The organism is Ruegeria sp. BG10 (genome assembly GCF_056538575.1).
The window spans coordinates 94259-109193 of the sequence record NZ_JBQFTI010000001.1; the positions used below are offsets into that span (position 1 = coordinate 94259).

The 14935-nt window shown below is 60.4% G+C and carries 14 protein-coding genes; 6 read left to right on the forward strand and 8 right to left on the reverse strand.

From position 1 onward, the window contains the following. Positions 1-159 precede the first annotated feature (159 nt). Positions 160-1497 (forward strand): serine hydrolase domain-containing protein, encoded by a 1338-nt coding sequence (locus tag ACR0D8_RS00460; protein ID WP_480643913.1) that lies wholly within the window; start codon positions 160-162, stop codon positions 1495-1497. A gap of 66 nt (positions 1498-1563) precedes the next feature. Here the strand turns inward: ACR0D8_RS00460 and ACR0D8_RS00465 are convergent, their stop codons facing one another. The 6 genes from ACR0D8_RS00465 to ACR0D8_RS00490 form a co-directional block, all read right to left on the reverse strand. Beyond that, on the reverse strand, positions 1564-2388 hold the full coding sequence (locus ACR0D8_RS00465; protein WP_480643914.1) for a hypothetical protein: 825 nt from the start codon (positions 2386-2388) through the stop codon (positions 1564-1566). Between the two features lie 98 nt (positions 2389-2486). Then, positions 2487-3497: an Ldh family oxidoreductase gene (locus ACR0D8_RS00470; protein WP_480643915.1), complete on the reverse strand. Its 1011-nt coding sequence runs from the start codon at positions 3495-3497 to the stop codon at positions 2487-2489. Positions 3498-3507: 10 nt separating this feature from the next. Beyond that, positions 3508-4137 (reverse strand): DUF3726 domain-containing protein, encoded by a 630-nt coding sequence (locus tag ACR0D8_RS00475; protein WP_480643917.1) that lies wholly within the window; start codon positions 4135-4137, stop codon positions 3508-3510. Further along, complete coding sequence (locus tag ACR0D8_RS00480) at positions 4134-5819, reverse strand: hypothetical protein (protein WP_480643919.1); 1686 nt, start codon at positions 5817-5819, stop codon at positions 4134-4136. The genes ACR0D8_RS00475 and ACR0D8_RS00480 overlap by 4 nt, the downstream gene beginning before the upstream one ends. Next, positions 5816-6793 (reverse strand): membrane dipeptidase, encoded by a 978-nt coding sequence (locus ACR0D8_RS00485; protein WP_480643920.1) that lies wholly within the window; start codon positions 6791-6793, stop codon positions 5816-5818. Before ACR0D8_RS00485 ends, ACR0D8_RS00480 begins: the two co-directional genes overlap by 4 nt. Further along, a complete protein-coding gene (locus ACR0D8_RS00490; protein ID WP_480643921.1) occupies positions 6793-8238 on the reverse strand; it encodes an aldehyde dehydrogenase family protein in 1446 nt (481 codons plus the stop codon). The genes ACR0D8_RS00485 and ACR0D8_RS00490 overlap by 1 nt, the downstream gene beginning before the upstream one ends. A 101-nt stretch (positions 8239-8339) precedes the next feature. On the opposite strand from ACR0D8_RS00490, the gene ACR0D8_RS00495 reads away from it, so the two are divergent. Then, on the forward strand, positions 8340-9212 hold the full coding sequence (locus ACR0D8_RS00495; protein ID WP_480643922.1) for a LysR family transcriptional regulator: 873 nt from the start codon (positions 8340-8342) through the stop codon (positions 9210-9212). Positions 9213-9226: 14 nt separating this feature from the next. On the opposite strand, the gene ACR0D8_RS00500 is transcribed toward ACR0D8_RS00495, so the two are convergent. Both ACR0D8_RS00500 and ACR0D8_RS00505 read right to left on the reverse strand, forming a co-directional pair. Then, complete coding sequence (locus ACR0D8_RS00500) at positions 9227-9946, reverse strand: glutathione S-transferase family protein (protein ID WP_480643923.1); 720 nt, start codon at positions 9944-9946, stop codon at positions 9227-9229. Further along, positions 9933-10541: an NAD(P)H-dependent oxidoreductase gene (locus ACR0D8_RS00505; protein WP_480643924.1), complete on the reverse strand. Its 609-nt coding sequence runs from the start codon at positions 10539-10541 to the stop codon at positions 9933-9935. Before ACR0D8_RS00505 ends, ACR0D8_RS00500 begins: the two co-directional genes overlap by 14 nt. 128 nt (positions 10542-10669) lie before the next feature. On the opposite strand from ACR0D8_RS00505, the gene ACR0D8_RS00510 reads away from it, so the two are divergent. The 4 genes from ACR0D8_RS00510 to ACR0D8_RS00525 all read left to right on the forward strand — a co-directional run bounded on the left by ACR0D8_RS00510 (position 10670) and on the right by ACR0D8_RS00525 (position 14930). Next, positions 10670-11050: a winged helix-turn-helix transcriptional regulator gene (locus tag ACR0D8_RS00510; RefSeq protein ID WP_480643926.1), complete on the forward strand. Its 381-nt coding sequence runs from the start codon at positions 10670-10672 to the stop codon at positions 11048-11050. Between the two features lie 233 nt (positions 11051-11283). Continuing rightward, entirely contained in the window at positions 11284-12234 is a 951-nt protein-coding gene (locus tag ACR0D8_RS00515) for an ABC transporter substrate-binding protein (RefSeq protein WP_475158058.1), read from the forward strand. A 76-nt stretch (positions 12235-12310) separates the two neighbouring features. Further along, a complete protein-coding gene (locus tag ACR0D8_RS00520) occupies positions 12311-13348 on the forward strand; it encodes a quaternary amine ABC transporter ATP-binding protein (protein ID WP_475158059.1) in 1038 nt (345 codons plus the stop codon). After that, a complete protein-coding gene (locus tag ACR0D8_RS00525) occupies positions 13341-14930 on the forward strand; it encodes an ABC transporter permease (RefSeq protein WP_480643927.1) in 1590 nt (529 codons plus the stop codon). The genes ACR0D8_RS00520 and ACR0D8_RS00525 overlap by 8 nt, the downstream gene beginning before the upstream one ends. The last annotated feature ends 5 nt before the right edge of the window (positions 14931-14935 follow it).

The window sequence follows — 14935 nt, forward strand, 5'->3', positions numbered from 1 at the left end:
CCATAGCCCGCAAGGGTTTCAGCGCATTTTGAGAGCCTTGAAAGGGGCCAGTCTTTTCCAGTGTACGCAACGGAACTGTGGCAGCCGGAGGAATGAGGCACTTTACTGGTATCGGATTGAATAACAGCATGGGGCCCGGTCGACCGGGTCGTTTTGGCAATGATTGGAAAAGCTCTGAAATTCTTCGCAGGTGCAGTTGTCGCTGCGGTCGTCGCGCTGGTGGTCTATCTGCTGATTGCGCCGCCCGACCTGCTGAAGGTCGGAACAAACTATGCGGCAAAGATTGTCTGTTCGAATGTCTTCATCGCGGACCGGGATGCTGATGAGGTACTTGCCGAGGACGTTCAGGCACCGGGCCACCCATTGCTGAAACAGATATCGATCACAGTGGACCGGGATGCGCAAACCGTCGAGGCTCGCATCTTCCGGTTCTTTGCCCCTGCCAGATCACAGTACCGTCAGGGTCTGGGATGCACCAACCTCCACTCCGCCCCGCTGAGTGATGAAACGGTTGCATCGCCAAACTCATCACCCGCCGGGCTTTGGCCGGACGGCGATGAGGTTGCAGTGTTTCAACATCCGGATATCGCCAGCGTCCTGTCTGACGAAACCCTGCTGGGTGCGGGGCACCGTGCGGTCGTGGTGGTGAAAAACGGGCGGATCGTCGGGGAAAGCTATGCCGAAGGGTTCGACGCAAATACCCCGCTGCTGGGCTGGTCGATGACCAAAACGGTCACCGCCGCCCTGATCGGCACGTTGATCCAGTCGGGTCAGATGTCTCTGGACGACAATTTGACGGACAGTTTTGACAACTGGGGACAGGACAGTCGCAAGGACATCTTGGTTAAGGATATGCTTGCCATGTCCAGCGGCCTGCAATGGAACGAGGGTTACGGGAACGTTTCGGACGTCACCAAAATGCTCTACCTCAATGACGATATGTCGGGTTTCGCCGCGGCCCTTCCTGCGGAAACCAGTGTCGGGGCGGATTTCAACTATTCCTCGGGCACATCCACTATGCTGTCACGGGTTTGGCAGGACAGGGTGGGTGCCGGTGCACTGAGCTATCCAAAAGATGCGCTTTTCCAGCCACTTGGGATGAGCTCGGCGGTTCTGGAAACCGATGCCGCCGATACGTTTGTCGGGTCCAGCTATATGTATGCGACGGCACGGGACTGGGCGCGGTTCGGACAGTTGCTGCTGCAAAACGGGGTCTGGGATGGGCAACAGATCTTGCCCGCCGGCTTTACGGACTGGATGTTCGCGCCGGTCGCGGCATCGGATGGGGCGTATGGCAAAGGACATATCTGGATCGAAGCGCCCGGGGATATGCCAGCCTTTGAGGATGCGGTCTGGCTGCAGGGGCATGACGGGCAATCCATCGGGATTTTCCCGTCTTATGACATGGTAGTGGTGCGGCTGGGTTTGACGCCGTCAAAGCTTGGGTATTCCTCGCTGCCCCTCGCCAAAGAGCTGATTGCTGTATTAGAGGATTAGAGAGCAGGCACAAGGCGCGCTGCGCGGACCATCAGAGCCGGAAAGACTTTGGCCCTTGCGATCCGGTTAACCACTGATCCGCAGCCACAGTGCGGTGGCGTCGTCGCTGACCTTGAACCTTGGAAAGCGCACGCAGGCCGCGTCGTCCCGCTCGATCTTTCGAAGGATTTGGGCAAGGTGATCCAGCCCCGTCTCGCGAATGGCGCCCATCAGCGAATGGGCTGAGTATTGTCGGTAATCGCTGACCAAACTCGCAAAGCCGTCGCTCATCAGCAGGACTTCGTCTCCAGTGGCTACCGGGACGGACGCATAGCGCGCCGCCTGCGCGGATGCGCGTGCGTCGGGACTTAGGGTGCTATGGCCCGCCTTGGCACGGTGGGTGCGCCGGTCTTGCAGCGCCTTGCCCGCAATCTTCCGGGACGCGCCTGTCCCGATACCCAGCGCAAGGGCCGCTGCGGACTCAGCGCTTGAATCAGGTGCGTCGGTACACCAGCGAACCGCATCACCCGCCGCATGCAGGACCGGGCAATCCGCTATCCAGGCCACTTCGAGCGCGCCTGCGACAAGCTGAACGGCCGCAAAGGCCGCCTTGGGAACTTCCCATTCCGCGACGGCGTCCCGTGTCCGGTCCGCGTCAAACTGCGCCTCGATCTGTCCGAGTACGGCGTCGCATGTGGCCTTGATGGTTCCTGCGCTTGATCGTCCAAAGCAGGTGTTGGCTGTTGTCGCCAGCCACGCAGCCCCGCCCTGACGGCCAAGCAGCCCGGGCTCGGTCAGATCGGTCGCCCCGTCGATAACCCAGGCGCGATCCCCCAGACAGCCTGAACGATCATCGTTTGGCATGCCTGCTGTGCCGTTCAGGCTGATGGATTGAAGAACCTCGAAATGCATATGCCGGTCAATTGATCTGGGGGCGCAATCACGTCAGGATCTATGCGATTGCGCAGATGATCAAGTGCGCCGGGCCGCCTTTGTGTTCTTTTGTCCTGTCAACTCAGGATGGCAGCGATCTTGTCCAATGTCGCCGTGTTGACCGCAACGCCCTCGGACGCGGCCGTTACCCGTTTTGAACGGCGCCCGTCGCCCGGCAGATGCGCATTGGGCTGCGATCGGATCGCGTCCACAAGCCCGGTCAGGCCGGATGCAAATGCGTCGCCAGCCGTTGCGGACGGGTCGATTGCGATAAAGAACTGACCCGTGCGCGGTGGCCCGCCAACCGTGCCGGAAAAGGGCGAGGCATTCAGGCCGAGCGTCGCACCTGTCAGCGCGGCGGCCATGATCTCGGTCAGCAGTGCAACACCGACGCCCTTGTAGCCACCCGATGGGGCCATCGAACCCTTCAGGCCGACATTGGGATCGGTGGTCGGATTGCCATCCGCATCCAGCGCCCAGCCGACAGGGATCGGCTTGCTCTCGCGGGCGTGTTTCATCACTTCGCTTTTGGCAATTGTGCTTGCGCTTTGGTCGATCAGCAGAGCGGGCTGGCCATCCGACCCCGGTGCCGCCACCGAGAAAGGGTTGGTGCCGACAACTGGGGTTGCGCCACCCGACGGGGCGATCGAGGCGGGCGCGTTGGTGAACCCAAGCCCGACCAGCCCGGCCTGCGCCAGCCGGAAAGTGTGATACCCAAGAACGCCGCAATTATAGCTGTTGCGGATGGCCAGCGCGGCGATGCCCTGTTCCCGCGCCGCCGGAATCAGCGACGCGAAACCCAGGTCGATTGCGGAATGTGCAAAGCCGGTTGCCGCATCGACATTCACTACTCCGGGCCGGGGCTGAGACAGGGCAGGCTGGGCAGATCCGTCGACTTTGCCGCACTGCACATGCTCGCAATAGATCGGGATATAGGCCAGACCGTGACTGGCAACCCCGTCGGCTTCGGTCGCGGCGGTTGCGACGGCCAGCGGGCGGGCGTTGGCTTCGGTCGTGCCGGCGGCCACCAGCGCGCGGAAGGCGACGTCTTCGATTTCAGCAAGGGTCAGGGTGCGGGTATCAACCATTTTCATCTCTTCAATCGTTGTCGGACAAGCCTGCCCCGGCCCCGCGCAGGCGGGATTCCTCGGTGGCAGGGGCATAGGTTCGATGCGCAAACCGGTTCAGAACGGCCCACCGCTCCGGGTTTGGTGTTGAACGGGATTGGCGTGTTGCAGGTTCGGACAAGGTGCCGCCAAGCTGCACACACACGTTCATTGCATGATCCGGAATGTCGGATGGCACTGCGGCGGAATACCCGTCGGTGACTGCGTCCACGCCATCGCACGTGAAGGTCACCGGCGCATTCAGCAGCCGTGCTGCGTTGGCCGCAAAGGGTAACAGCAGGGCAGGAACAGCAACATCTTGCAGGGTGACGGCCGTTCCCGCCAACTGCCGTGCGTTGTCCGAAAGGGCGGCCCCGGCAATCAACGGACAACGGGCCTGCCGGGCAGCGCTGTCCTGACTCTGTGCCGCAGGTGCTGGACTTAGGGGTTGACGGGCCGGTTCTGTTTCCAGAAGCAAGGCCAGGGCTTCGACACCGTCCAATCCATTGGCGCAGAGCCAGCGTGCGGCTTTTGCCGCCTCTTCGGCATGTCCCCAGTCATATCCGGCACCGCGGGCGGCGCGTTTGGCGGTGGCCTCGACCTCATTCAGCGAAAAACTCATGACACGGGCTCCGGGTAGACCCACAGATCCGCCGTTTCCGGCGTCAGCTCTTCGGGGTAGGGGGCACCGGCATACATGCAGATCCGTACCCAGCGGTCTGAACGCGGATCGAAGTGGGTGGCACCGAAAAAGGACAGTTTAGCCCGCAGCATGTCGATGGGCATGACTCTGGCGCTGATCGTGTTGTCGCGGATTTCACCATAAGGGGCGACGCGCCCGATCTGCGCCCGACGGATGGTGTGGCGGTGTTCGGGGTGGCGCAGTAGGAACTCGGCAATCGGCGTGTCGCCTTGCCAGTCTGCAAGCGCGGCAAAGGCGAATGCAGCATCCCGCGCCGGGGCCAGAGGCTGTTCGTAATCAGCAATCGGCTCTTCGAACCGTTCGCCCAGCCGCGGTTCCAGCTTTTCTTCGGACACGTACCAGGCGCGGGAACAATTGGCCGCGTCCGACCAGTCCAGATCCAGCGCCCAGTCAAAACTGTTGCGGATCAGGTCGCGGACCTCGGCAACGGTCATGGCGCCGTCAATGACCTGCGCCTGCGCATTGCTGTCGGACATGCAACTGGCCAGCCCGTCGACCAGATCGCCATAAGGCTCCAGGATCAGCGAAGCGACAAGTTCCTGCCCCTCCTGACTCAGCGACGTTTCGGACCACCGGATCAGACGATCCCATGGGTGACTCTGTGTCAGATCAGACTGGCGCACATAGTCCGCAATCGCCGAAAGGTCAGCGTTCAGGTCGGCCAGTTTCGCAACCTGTACTGGGTGCTCCGACCGCCACCACGACATCGACAGTTTGCTGCGCTCAAAGATGTCGCGAAATTGCCGGACTTCATCGTCTGACACAGCAGGCAGGGATCGCACGCGCGCAATCGCCTCTTCCCGGACCATGATCCAGTTGTTGAACAGAATCGGGTGGTTCACGATGAACGGTGCCATGCCCAGACCGGTGGAGTTGCCGATGCCCAGCCAGCGTGCAATGGCAGGGTCCAGCTCTGCCGTCTGCTCGCCACCCCTGGCGCGGGCCATATGCTGCACCAGATCGCGGACAAAAACGCGGGTCAGGTAGACCGACAGCATCTCGGTCTGAAACGGGGCGCTCAGCTCGGGCCGGTCCGAGGTTGTTTCACGGTCCGCCGCCCCGAATTTGCCCGAGCCATAAACGGCTGTGGTGCGCATCAGGTACCCGACCTCGTAAATCTGCTCCAGATCCGGCTGGTGTCCTGCCGCAAGACGATTGACCACATGCGTCCAAAGGCGGACCGAACGGTTCGCGCGCGACAGAGACAATTCGGTTTCACTGATGCGCCCGGCCTCTTGCAGGGGCACGTTTTCGGACAGACGTTGAATGTCCTGCGCCGTCGGCACACCATCGAACAGGGCAAAGGTCGCGTCCCACGCTTCCGCGATGACCCGGTCCGAGCGTTGCTCGGGCGGCAGGTCATGGGCAAAGGCCACAAGAGAATAGGCGTGTTCGGGGCCTTGTGCGGTGTAGACTGCGTGACCTACACCATTTGCGTCGATGTCAAAGACGGGGCGGGTGAAACTCCAGTCTTCCTGCGCCATGCGCCGGGTCAGTTGCCGCATGAAGCTGAGCCGGCACTGATGCAGCGACCCCAGCCGCGACAGGCGCATCACCTGCGCGGGATCGCGTCGCGGGATATGAGGGCTGGCCTGGGTCATGCGGATTGCGGCCCGAAGTTTTCAGCAAAGAAACGGTACCAGTTACCGCCCATGATGCCCGAGATTTCGCTGGCATTCATGCCAACCTTTCGCAGCCCGGCCTCGATATTTCCAAAGTCACGATTGTCGCGGAACCAGTCCGGCATTGGCGGAAAGCCGGGGGCAGAGGCCGAGCCTTCACCATAGTCGATCTCTTTGGTCCAGCGCCCCACGCGCATCCATTCGACCACGCTGTCGGGCTGGTCCTGACACAGGTCCGTGCCGATCCCCAGATGCTGAGCCCCGTATTTGTCAGCAGTGCGCGCGATCATTTCGCAGAAACTCTCCAGCGTGCAAGCGGATTTGTCCTTCAGGTGATGAGGGTAGACCGAAAAGCCCAGCATCCCACCGTTTTCCGTGACCGCACGGATCACCGTGTCCCGCTTGTTGCGCAGGGCAGGCGACCATTCGTGCGGGTTGGCGTGGGTGATGACGATGGGGCGCTCGGAAATTTCGGCCGCTTCGATGGTTGAGCGATCCGCCGAATGGCTCATGTCCACCACAAGGCCAACACGGTTCATCTCTTTGATGACCTGCTTGCCCATGCGGGTAATGCCGGTGTCTTCGGCCTCGTAACAGCCGGTCGCCAGCAGCGACTGGTTGTTATAGGTCAATTGCATGAATCGGGCGCCCAGATCGTGCAGGATTTCGATTAGCCCGATATCGTCCTCGATGGGCGAGGGGTTCTGGAACCCAAAGAACACCGCCGTCCGCCCGGTTTCGCGGGCGGTGTCAATGTCACTGGCCCAGCGGCCTTTCATGATCAGGTCCGGATATTGCTCGAACCAGCGATTCCATTTTTCAAAATTCAGAACCGTTTCACGGAAATTCTCATGATACGAGATAGTGACGTGGATTGCGTCCACGCCACCCTCGCGCAGTTGACGGAAAATCTTTTCCGACCAGTTGGCGTATTGCAGCCCGTCGATCCGCATCAGACCGGCGATCCCGCGCTGATATAAGCCGTTTTGACGGTTGTATAGAACTCGGCCGCCGCCTTGCCCTGTTCGCGCGGCCCGTAAGAGCTGTCGCCCCGGCCACCGAAGGGCACGTGATAATCGGTGCCCGCCGTCGGCAGGTTGACCGTGACAACCCCGGTGCGCGCGTTGCGGCGGAAATGGGTGGCGCGGGCCAGCGATTGGGTCACGATGCCCGAGGTCAGGCCGAAATTGGTGTCGTTGACCACGCTCAGCGCCTCGTCATAGCTGCTGACCTTGATAACGGACGTCAGCGGCGCAAACATCTCCTCGCGGTTGATCGCCATGTCGTTGGTGGTGTTCAGGAATACGCCGGGGGACATGTAGAAGCCCTCATGTGGCATCTCAAGCCGCTGACCGCCGCAGGCCAGTTCCGCGCCTTCGGATTTACCCAGATCGACATAGGCCAGGTTTTCCTGCAGTTGCTGCTGGCTGACGACCGGTCCCATCTGAGTGCCTTCCTCCAGCGCGTGGCCGACCTTCATCGCCTGTGCGCCGGCGACCAGCTTCTCGACGAAGGCATCGTGAATGCCCGCGTGAACCACCAGCCGCGACGAAGCGGTACATTTCTGCCCAGTGCCACCGAAAGCACCGCCAAGCGCCAGGGTCACCGCAAGGTCCAGATCGGCGTCGTCCATCACGGCCAGCGCGTTTTTGGAGCCCATCTCCATCTGCACCTTGGTCAGGTTCTGGATCGCCGCTGCAGCGATACGCTTTCCCACCGGAACCGATCCGGTGAATGAGATCGCGTTGACCTTGGGGCTTTCCACCAGACGCTGGCCGATCGAACGGCCTGAGCCCATGACAAGGCTGAACAACCCTTTGGGGATGTCCTGTCGCTCGATGATCTCGGTCAGGGCTACGGCGGACGCCGGTGTAATGTTCGCAGGCTTCCAAACAACCGCGTTGCCATAGCACAGCGCCGGAGCAATCTTCCACGACGCGGTTGCGGTCGGGAAGTTCCACGGGCTGATGATCGCCACCACGCCCACGGCTTCGCGGCGAACGTCGATCTCGACCCCGGGGCGCACGCTGTCGGCGTTCTCGCCGATCTGACGCAGGCACTCGGCAGCGTAGTAGGTAAAGAACTGACCGGCGCGATAGACCTCACCCTTGCCCTCGGCAAACGGTTTGCCTTCTTCGCGGGACAGCAAGGTGCCCAGTTCTTCGGCGCGCGACATCAGCTCGTTGCCGATGTTCATCAGAACGGCCTGCTTGCGTTCGGGCAGATAGGCAGCCCACTCAGCCTGCGCCGCCCGCGCCTGATCCAGCGTGGCCTCCAGCTGATCCGCGCTGGCCTGGGCAAATACGCCGACCAGATCGCTCAGGTCCGAGGGGTTGCGGTTTTCGATTTCGGATTCGCCCGCCAGCCATTCTCCGGCGATCAGGTTCAGTTTGGTCACAATGCGCCCCAGTGTTCAGAAAGTGTCCGGCGCAGGATGGAATCTTTGACGGACATCAGTCAAACTCAAATAAGTTTAGTAAACTTCAGAAAGTTTGAAGTATGTCACTCAAGATTGAAACTCTGCGCTGTTTTTGCACGGTTGCGCAGACCGGCACCCTGGTCGAAGCCGCCGACCGGCTGGGCCGGACGCAGTCTGCGGTGTCCATGACCCTTAAACAACTGGAAGACCATCTAGGTAAAAAGCTGTTCGAGGGTGAGCGGAAGAACCGGCTGTCTCCTCTGGGGCAGCAAGTGTTTGAGATGGCGCTGAAACAGGTGCGCCAGTTCGATCAATCCGTTCTGGATATCGAAGCAGCGGCAAATGCCGAGCATGGGCTTTTGCGGATCGTGTCGGTGCCTTCGATCGCGGCGCTGGTGTTTCCCGGGGTGCTGACGCATATGACGCAGACTTATCCCGGGTTGAAAATCGAACTGCGCGACACGGACACCCAGCAGGTTTTGGATGCGCTGGTCGAAGGCAAGGCGGATATCGGCATCGCGTCGGGGCAGCATGCACTGAACGGGGTGCGGGCGATTCCACTGTTTCAGGACCGGTTCGGGCTGGTCTGCGCTGTGGATCACCCGCTGCTTTCCCGGTCCGGGCCACTTTGGCAAAAGGATCTTGCCGGGTTTCCCTTTATCCGCAATGCGTTGTGTGAGCAGATACAGTCTCCGCAATTTCTGGCGGCCATCGCACTGGCCGACATCACAGTGCAGAACACGCATTCCCTGATCACGCTGGTACGGACGGGGGGCTGGGTGACGGTACTGCCGCAGACCGTCGCCAGATTCATGCCCGAGGCGACCGCCTTCCGGCCTATTTCGGATCTGGAAGACCGGCGGCAGGTCTATCTATATGTCAGCGAGAGGTCCCGTTTCCGGCCTCTCGCCGACGCGGCGGCCGCGTTCATTCTGGCACAAAGCTATGACTAAGCCGATGCGCCGCTTCAGTCCCTTTTCACATCGCCGGAAAAGCGGGCTGCGTTTTCTTTGGCAAAGGCGCTGGCATCGGCGTTTGCATCCCAGAATTGGGGGTTGGCTTTCGGAATGGTCAGCGCCTTCTGAACGGCGGGTCGGACGTCGATACGATCAAACCACGCCTTCAGATGCGGCAGATCATCGACATTGACCCGCGCCCAGACATAAGCCCGTGCCCAAGGGTACAGCATCATGTCAGCGATGGTGTATTCATCGGCTGCAATCCAGTCCCGCCCGTTCAGGCGCGTGTCCATCACTTCCAGCAGGCGGCGGCTTTCGTCGACATAGCGACGGATCGAAAACGGCTCAACCTGACCATTGGGTGCGGCGATATGCTGAAAATACATGGCCTGGCCCATCATCGGCCCGACATGGCCGACCTGAAACAGCATCCACTGCATGACTTCGGCACGTTTGGCCGGATCGGACGGCAGAAACTTTCCGTATTTCTCCGCCAGATGCCAGAGGATCGCGCCACTTTCAAAGATCGCGCGGCCCTCGGCCCGGTCTTCGATGGTTGGAATCTTCCCGTTTGGGTTCAACGCCAGAAACTCCGGCGTTTTCTGTTCCTGCCGGGAGAAGTCGATATGGGTCAGGTCATAAGGGACGCCGGCCTCTTCCAGAAAGATGACGGGCTTATACCCGTTCATCGTACCTGCGGTATAAAGATGGATATCAGGCCGCGACATCTTCGACCTCTGCAAGCGCGGTTTTCAGATGCGTTTCGAACCGGGCGAAATCTTCCTGAATGGCCGGGTTCTTCATGACGTCGAACGCCGCGAAGGTGGGCAGCGGCTGCATCGCCATGAACTTGGCCGTCAGGTGCAGCGGGCGCAGAAGATCATCAACGCTGTCGCCGGCAAAGAAGGGTTCCGCGGTGTTTTCAAATGCTTCGGCCGGAGCGTTGAAGGTGACGGAAAGCATGTATTTCTTGTCGCCGAGCTTGCCCCCCATACCATAGTTTTTCTTGGGCGCGTCAGAGGTGCGACCGTCACCATCGGCAAACCGACCGTCCATCGCCGAGGTGTACACCTCATCCATGTATTTCTTGAACGACCAGGGAACGCCCATCCAGTTGACCGGGAACTGCATGATGACGGTATCTGCCCACAAATGAGCATCAATCTCGGCGTTCGTGTCATAGCCGTCGGCCACTGTGGTGACGCGAACATCATGACCCAAAGAGGCGAGGACGTCGCGCGCCTGTTCCGTCAGGCTGGCGTTAAGCCCCCCCGGCGCAATTTCATAGGGCTGTGTTCCGTTTACGATCAGAATATTGCTCATGTCTCTGTGTCCTTGCTGCGTTGTGAACTGCTTGACTTGTGGCGGGTTCCGGACGAAGTTGTGCATTGTGGTTACGAAAATCAACCAGTATACTTTAGGTAACCTAGTGTCAGCATAAGGGCTACGCTATGAAGGCAAGGATTCAACCAGATGAACAGGGGCGGAAAACCGCCGCCGACGCTTGTCTGGTGCCGTGCTCGATCGAACGCGGCATGCGGATTCTGGGCGGCAAATGGACCGGATCCATCCTGTGGCACCTGAAAGACGGTCCGGTCCGGTTCAACGATCTGTCGCGGATGATCGAAGGGGCCAGCAAAAAGATGATCACCGAACGGCTGCGGCAGTTGCAGGCTCAGGGTCTGGTGCGCCGAAACGTGTTGCAGACAGCACCGGTTTCTGTTGAATATTCCCTCACCAAACTCGGGTGCACGGCGCTGGGTTTCCTTGATGAACTGCGCCAGTGGAGCGAGTCCTTGCCAGAGCCTCTAGCAGACCCCAATCAAGGCTAAATCGGAAAAAACCGAAACAAATCTATGATAATGCCGCATTCGCGGTTTTGTCTCAGCTAGGTCTTGATGGGCAGCGCGTTCGCATGCTTCAATTTTTCAGCCAACCCGGCATGTCGGGCTGTTGGCCAAAAAGCCCGGGAAGCAACGCCTTCCCGAAAGTGTCTGTAAGGTGTCTCTGCCCTGCCGGGCAAGAAGATAACAAGCACCGCGGACGTCCAACATGGAGATATCAAATGAAAAAACTTGCTACGTTACTGGGAGGCGCATCCATGGCGATCGCCGGGCCTGCCATGGCCGCGGATATCGTGATCGGCGTGCCGAACTGGCCGTCGGTGAACGCAACGGCGCATATTCTGAAGGTAGCGATTGAACAGAACCTCGGGCTTGAGGTTGAACTGCAGAACGGGACAAACCCGATCGTGTTCGAGGCAATGGATTCCGGCGCCATGCATGTGCACCCCGAGGTCTGGATGCCGAACCAGCAGAACCTGCATGACACCTATGTCACCGACAAGGGCACCGTAGCCTTCAACCCCAACGGCGTCGAAGCGTTTCAGGGTATGTGCGTCGACAAGGCGACCGCTGACGCCAACGGGATCAAGTCCATCGAGGACCTGACCAACCCCGATATCGCGGCACTTTTCGACAGCAACGGCGACGGACAGGGAGAGCTTTGGATCGGCGCGCCCGGCTGGGCTTCGACCAATGTCGAAAAGGTTCGCGCCAAGTCCTATGGCTATGACCAGATTTTCGAGCTGACCGAGATTGATGAAACCGTGGCTTATGCCAATCTCGACAATGCCATCAAGGCCGGCGACGCCTGGGTCGGGTTCTGCTACACGCCGCATTACGTGTTCGAACTGCACGAATTGCAGGTTCTGGAAGAGCCCGCTTATGATGCGGCCAAATGGAATGTTCTGCAGCCGACGGACGACCCCGAATGGCTTGAGAAATCCGAGGCCGCGGTTGCCTGGGATCTGGCCTATCTGCACCTGCATTACGCAAAATCGCTTGAGGATGAATACCCCGAGGTCGCGCGGATGCTGTCCAACATGAAGCTGGACACCGACACGGTGTCGGCCATGACCTACGCGCTGGTGATCGATGGCAAGGAGCCACAGGCCTACGCGGAAGAGTGGGTTGGCGCGAACGAAGATGCCGTTCTGGGCTGGATGTCCGAGTGATTGACTCAGACCGGAACTGAAACCGGACAGGCCGTCGGCAGCGCCCGGCGGCCTGTTTTGCATCAAAGGGACAAGTATGACCGAAACAGTCGTAAAACTGACGGATGTCTGGAAGATCTTCGGCGCCCGCGCCGAAGAAGCCATGACCGCAGTGCGGAACGAAGGCATTGGCAAGCCCGAAGTTCTGGAAAGATTCAATTGTGTCGTCGGCGTGCAGGGCGCGACATTCGAGGTGCCGCGGGGTGAGATTTTCTGCATCATGGGCCTGTCCGGCTCGGGCAAATCCACGCTGGTGCGCCACGTCAACCGCCTGATCGAACCGACCGCTGGCAAGATCGAAATCCTGGGGCATGACGTGTCGCAGATATCCGAGACTGAACTGCGTCGCATCCGGGCGCAGCAGATCGGAATGGTGTTTCAGCACATGGCGCTGATGCCGCACCGTTCGGTTCGCGATAACGTGGCCTATCCTCTGGAAATCCGCAAAGTGTCCAAGTCCAAGCGCTGGGCGGTGTCTGACCATGCGCTGGGCCTGGTGGACCTGACGGGGTATGAGGACCGGCTGCCCAAGGAACTGTCGGGCGGGATGCAGCAACGGGTCGGAATCGCCCGCGCGTTGGCGTCGGACCCCGAGATCCTTCTGATGGACGAACCGTTCTCGGCCCTCGATCCGCTGATCCGGCTGCAATTGCAGGACCAGTTCAAGGCGCTTGTGGCGCAGTTGCAGAAAACCACGCTGTTCATCACCCACGATCTGGACGAGGCCATCCGCATCGGCCACCGCATCGCCATCATGAAAGACGGCGTGATCGTTCAAATCGGGACGCCCGAAGACATCGTCATGAACCCCGCCGACGACTACGTGCGGGAATTCGTGCAGGGCATCTCAAAGCTCAAACTGGTCAAGGCGCATTCGATCATGGAACCGCTGGCCAGCTATTCCGGCCCTACCGACGGCGCGCCGCGCGCGGATGAAGGGGCGGATCTGGACCAGCTGATCGATCTGGCCGTGAACACGGACCTACCAGTGGTCATCACCGATTCCGGCAGCGACGTCGGTGTTGTCACAAAACCGCGCCTGCTGCGCGGAATTCAGGGGGGTAAAAATGACTGATGCAGCAATGGAAATGAAGGTCACCGCCGCCTCGGATATCGAAGTTGACCGTGACGCGCTGGACCGTTCAATCCACGAGTTTGTCGGGCCAAACGGCGACTATTACGTCAACGCGTTCCACAAGATTCACGACGCGACCAGCCCGGTTCCCAACACCTTCAACCTGTGGGCGGCGGTTCTGGGGCCGTTCTGGTCGGCCTCCCGAGCGATCTGGGGGATGTTCTGGACGTTCCTGATCTTGGAAATCATCGCTTGGGTGCAGATCGGGCGGGGCGCATGGGGCAATCCCGGCGCAGACCTGGCGGAACGCGCCGCACGGCAGCAGGAACGCGCAAACGAGCTGCTTGCCCGCGCCGCCGACGCCACGGAGAAGGCCGATATCGACCGCTTCAACAAGCTTGCGGAAAACATCCAGAAGGCGGCGGATTCCAGCCTCGAAAAAGCGACGGCGGCGCAGTCCGAGGCGCTGGGCATCATGATCACCGGGTTGCTGATGCTGCTGGTGTTCAAGCTGGTTCAGGGTTTCTACGCGGATCGCGTCTATGAAAAGCAGTATTCGAAATGGCGAATCGACCCCAACAGCACCGAAAGCGGCCGATCCAACCGCAATACGATATTGGGGGCGGTTCTGGTCGCGGCGATCGGGCCGCTGATCGTCTACAAGTTTACGGTCAATGCCTCGTTGGCGATGCTGGATGCCTTCCCTGAAAAGGAAGTGTCGGCAATGATCCTGGGAGATGACGGCGGTACGCTGTTCTCCAGCCTCGCCAGTTGGATGGAGGCACAGATCGACGCGGCCGCCGCAGCGGGTGGTGACGTTTTCGATGGCATCGTCGGTGGCGTCAGAACCGTTCTGGACGGGCTGACCATTGCACTGATCGGGTCGCCCTGGCCGGTGGTCATGTTGGTGATCTGCGTTACAGCGTGGCGGGCGGCAGGGCCTCGGGTCGCGATATTCACCGCGTCTTCGCTGGCTTATATCGCCCTGCTGGGGTACTGGGATGTCGCGATGGAGACGGTGGCGCTTGTGGGTGCGGCCGTGCTGCTCTGCGTGGTGTTCGGTATTCCGCTGGGTATCTGGTTCGGCAAATCCAAACGCGCATATCGCGCGGCGGAACCGGTGCTGGACCTGATGCAGACGCTGCCGGCCTTCGTCTACCTGATCCCGATCATCGCCTTCTTTGGCACCGGCAACCCGCCGGGCATTCTGGCCACGATCATCTTTGGCATGCCACCGGTGATCCGCCTGACCGCGCTGGGAATGCGCGGTGTGCCGGAAAGCATCAAAGAGGCCGCCGTGGCCTTTGGCGCTTCGAAATGGCAGTTGCTGAAGGATGTCGAAATCCCGCTGGCCTTGCCGTCGATCATGACGGGTGTGAACCAGACCATTCTGATGTGCCTGTCGATGGTGGTGATCATCTCGCTGATTGGCGGCGGCGGTCTGGGCAAGGAAATCCTTGAGGCGCTGCAATACGCGGCCAAGGGGCCGGGCCTGCTGGGCGGGTTTGCCATCCTGTTCCTGGCCATGGTGATGGACCGGATCGTCCAGGGGGCATTCCGCCGAGAAGACGAGAAAATCTGATCCCT

Bases quoted from the DNA above. Each gene is read 5' to 3' on its own strand.
- ACR0D8_RS00460 (WP_480643913.1), top strand. From the start codon at position 160: ATGATTGGAAAAGCTCTGAAATTCTTCGCAGGTGCAGTTGTCGCTGCG.
- ACR0D8_RS00465 (WP_480643914.1), bottom strand. From the start codon at position 2,388: ATGCATTTCGAGGTTCTTCAATCCATCAGCCTGAACGGCACAGCAGGC.
- ACR0D8_RS00470 (WP_480643915.1), bottom strand. From the start codon at position 3,497: ATGGTTGATACCCGCACCCTGACCCTTGCTGAAATCGAAGACGTCGCC.
- ACR0D8_RS00475 (WP_480643917.1), bottom strand. From the start codon at position 4,137: ATGAGTTTTTCGCTGAATGAGGTCGAGGCCACCGCCAAACGCGCCGCC.
- ACR0D8_RS00480 (WP_480643919.1), bottom strand. From the start codon at position 5,819: ATGACCCAGGCCAGCCCTCATATCCCGCGACGCGATCCCGCGCAGGTG.
- ACR0D8_RS00485 (WP_480643920.1), bottom strand. From the start codon at position 6,793: ATGCGGATCGACGGGCTGCAATACGCCAACTGGTCGGAAAAGATTTTC.
- ACR0D8_RS00495 (WP_480643922.1), top strand. From the start codon at position 8,340: ATGTCACTCAAGATTGAAACTCTGCGCTGTTTTTGCACGGTTGCGCAG.
- ACR0D8_RS00500 (WP_480643923.1), bottom strand. From the start codon at position 9,946: ATGTCGCGGCCTGATATCCATCTTTATACCGCAGGTACGATGAACGGG.
- ACR0D8_RS00505 (WP_480643924.1), bottom strand. From the start codon at position 10,541: ATGAGCAATATTCTGATCGTAAACGGAACACAGCCCTATGAAATTGCG.
- ACR0D8_RS00510 (WP_480643926.1), top strand. From the start codon at position 10,670: ATGAAGGCAAGGATTCAACCAGATGAACAGGGGCGGAAAACCGCCGCC.
- ACR0D8_RS00515 (WP_475158058.1), top strand. From the start codon at position 11,284: ATGAAAAAACTTGCTACGTTACTGGGAGGCGCATCCATGGCGATCGCC.
- ACR0D8_RS00520 (WP_475158059.1), top strand. From the start codon at position 12,311: ATGACCGAAACAGTCGTAAAACTGACGGATGTCTGGAAGATCTTCGGC.
- ACR0D8_RS00525 (WP_480643927.1), top strand. From the start codon at position 13,341: ATGACTGATGCAGCAATGGAAATGAAGGTCACCGCCGCCTCGGATATC.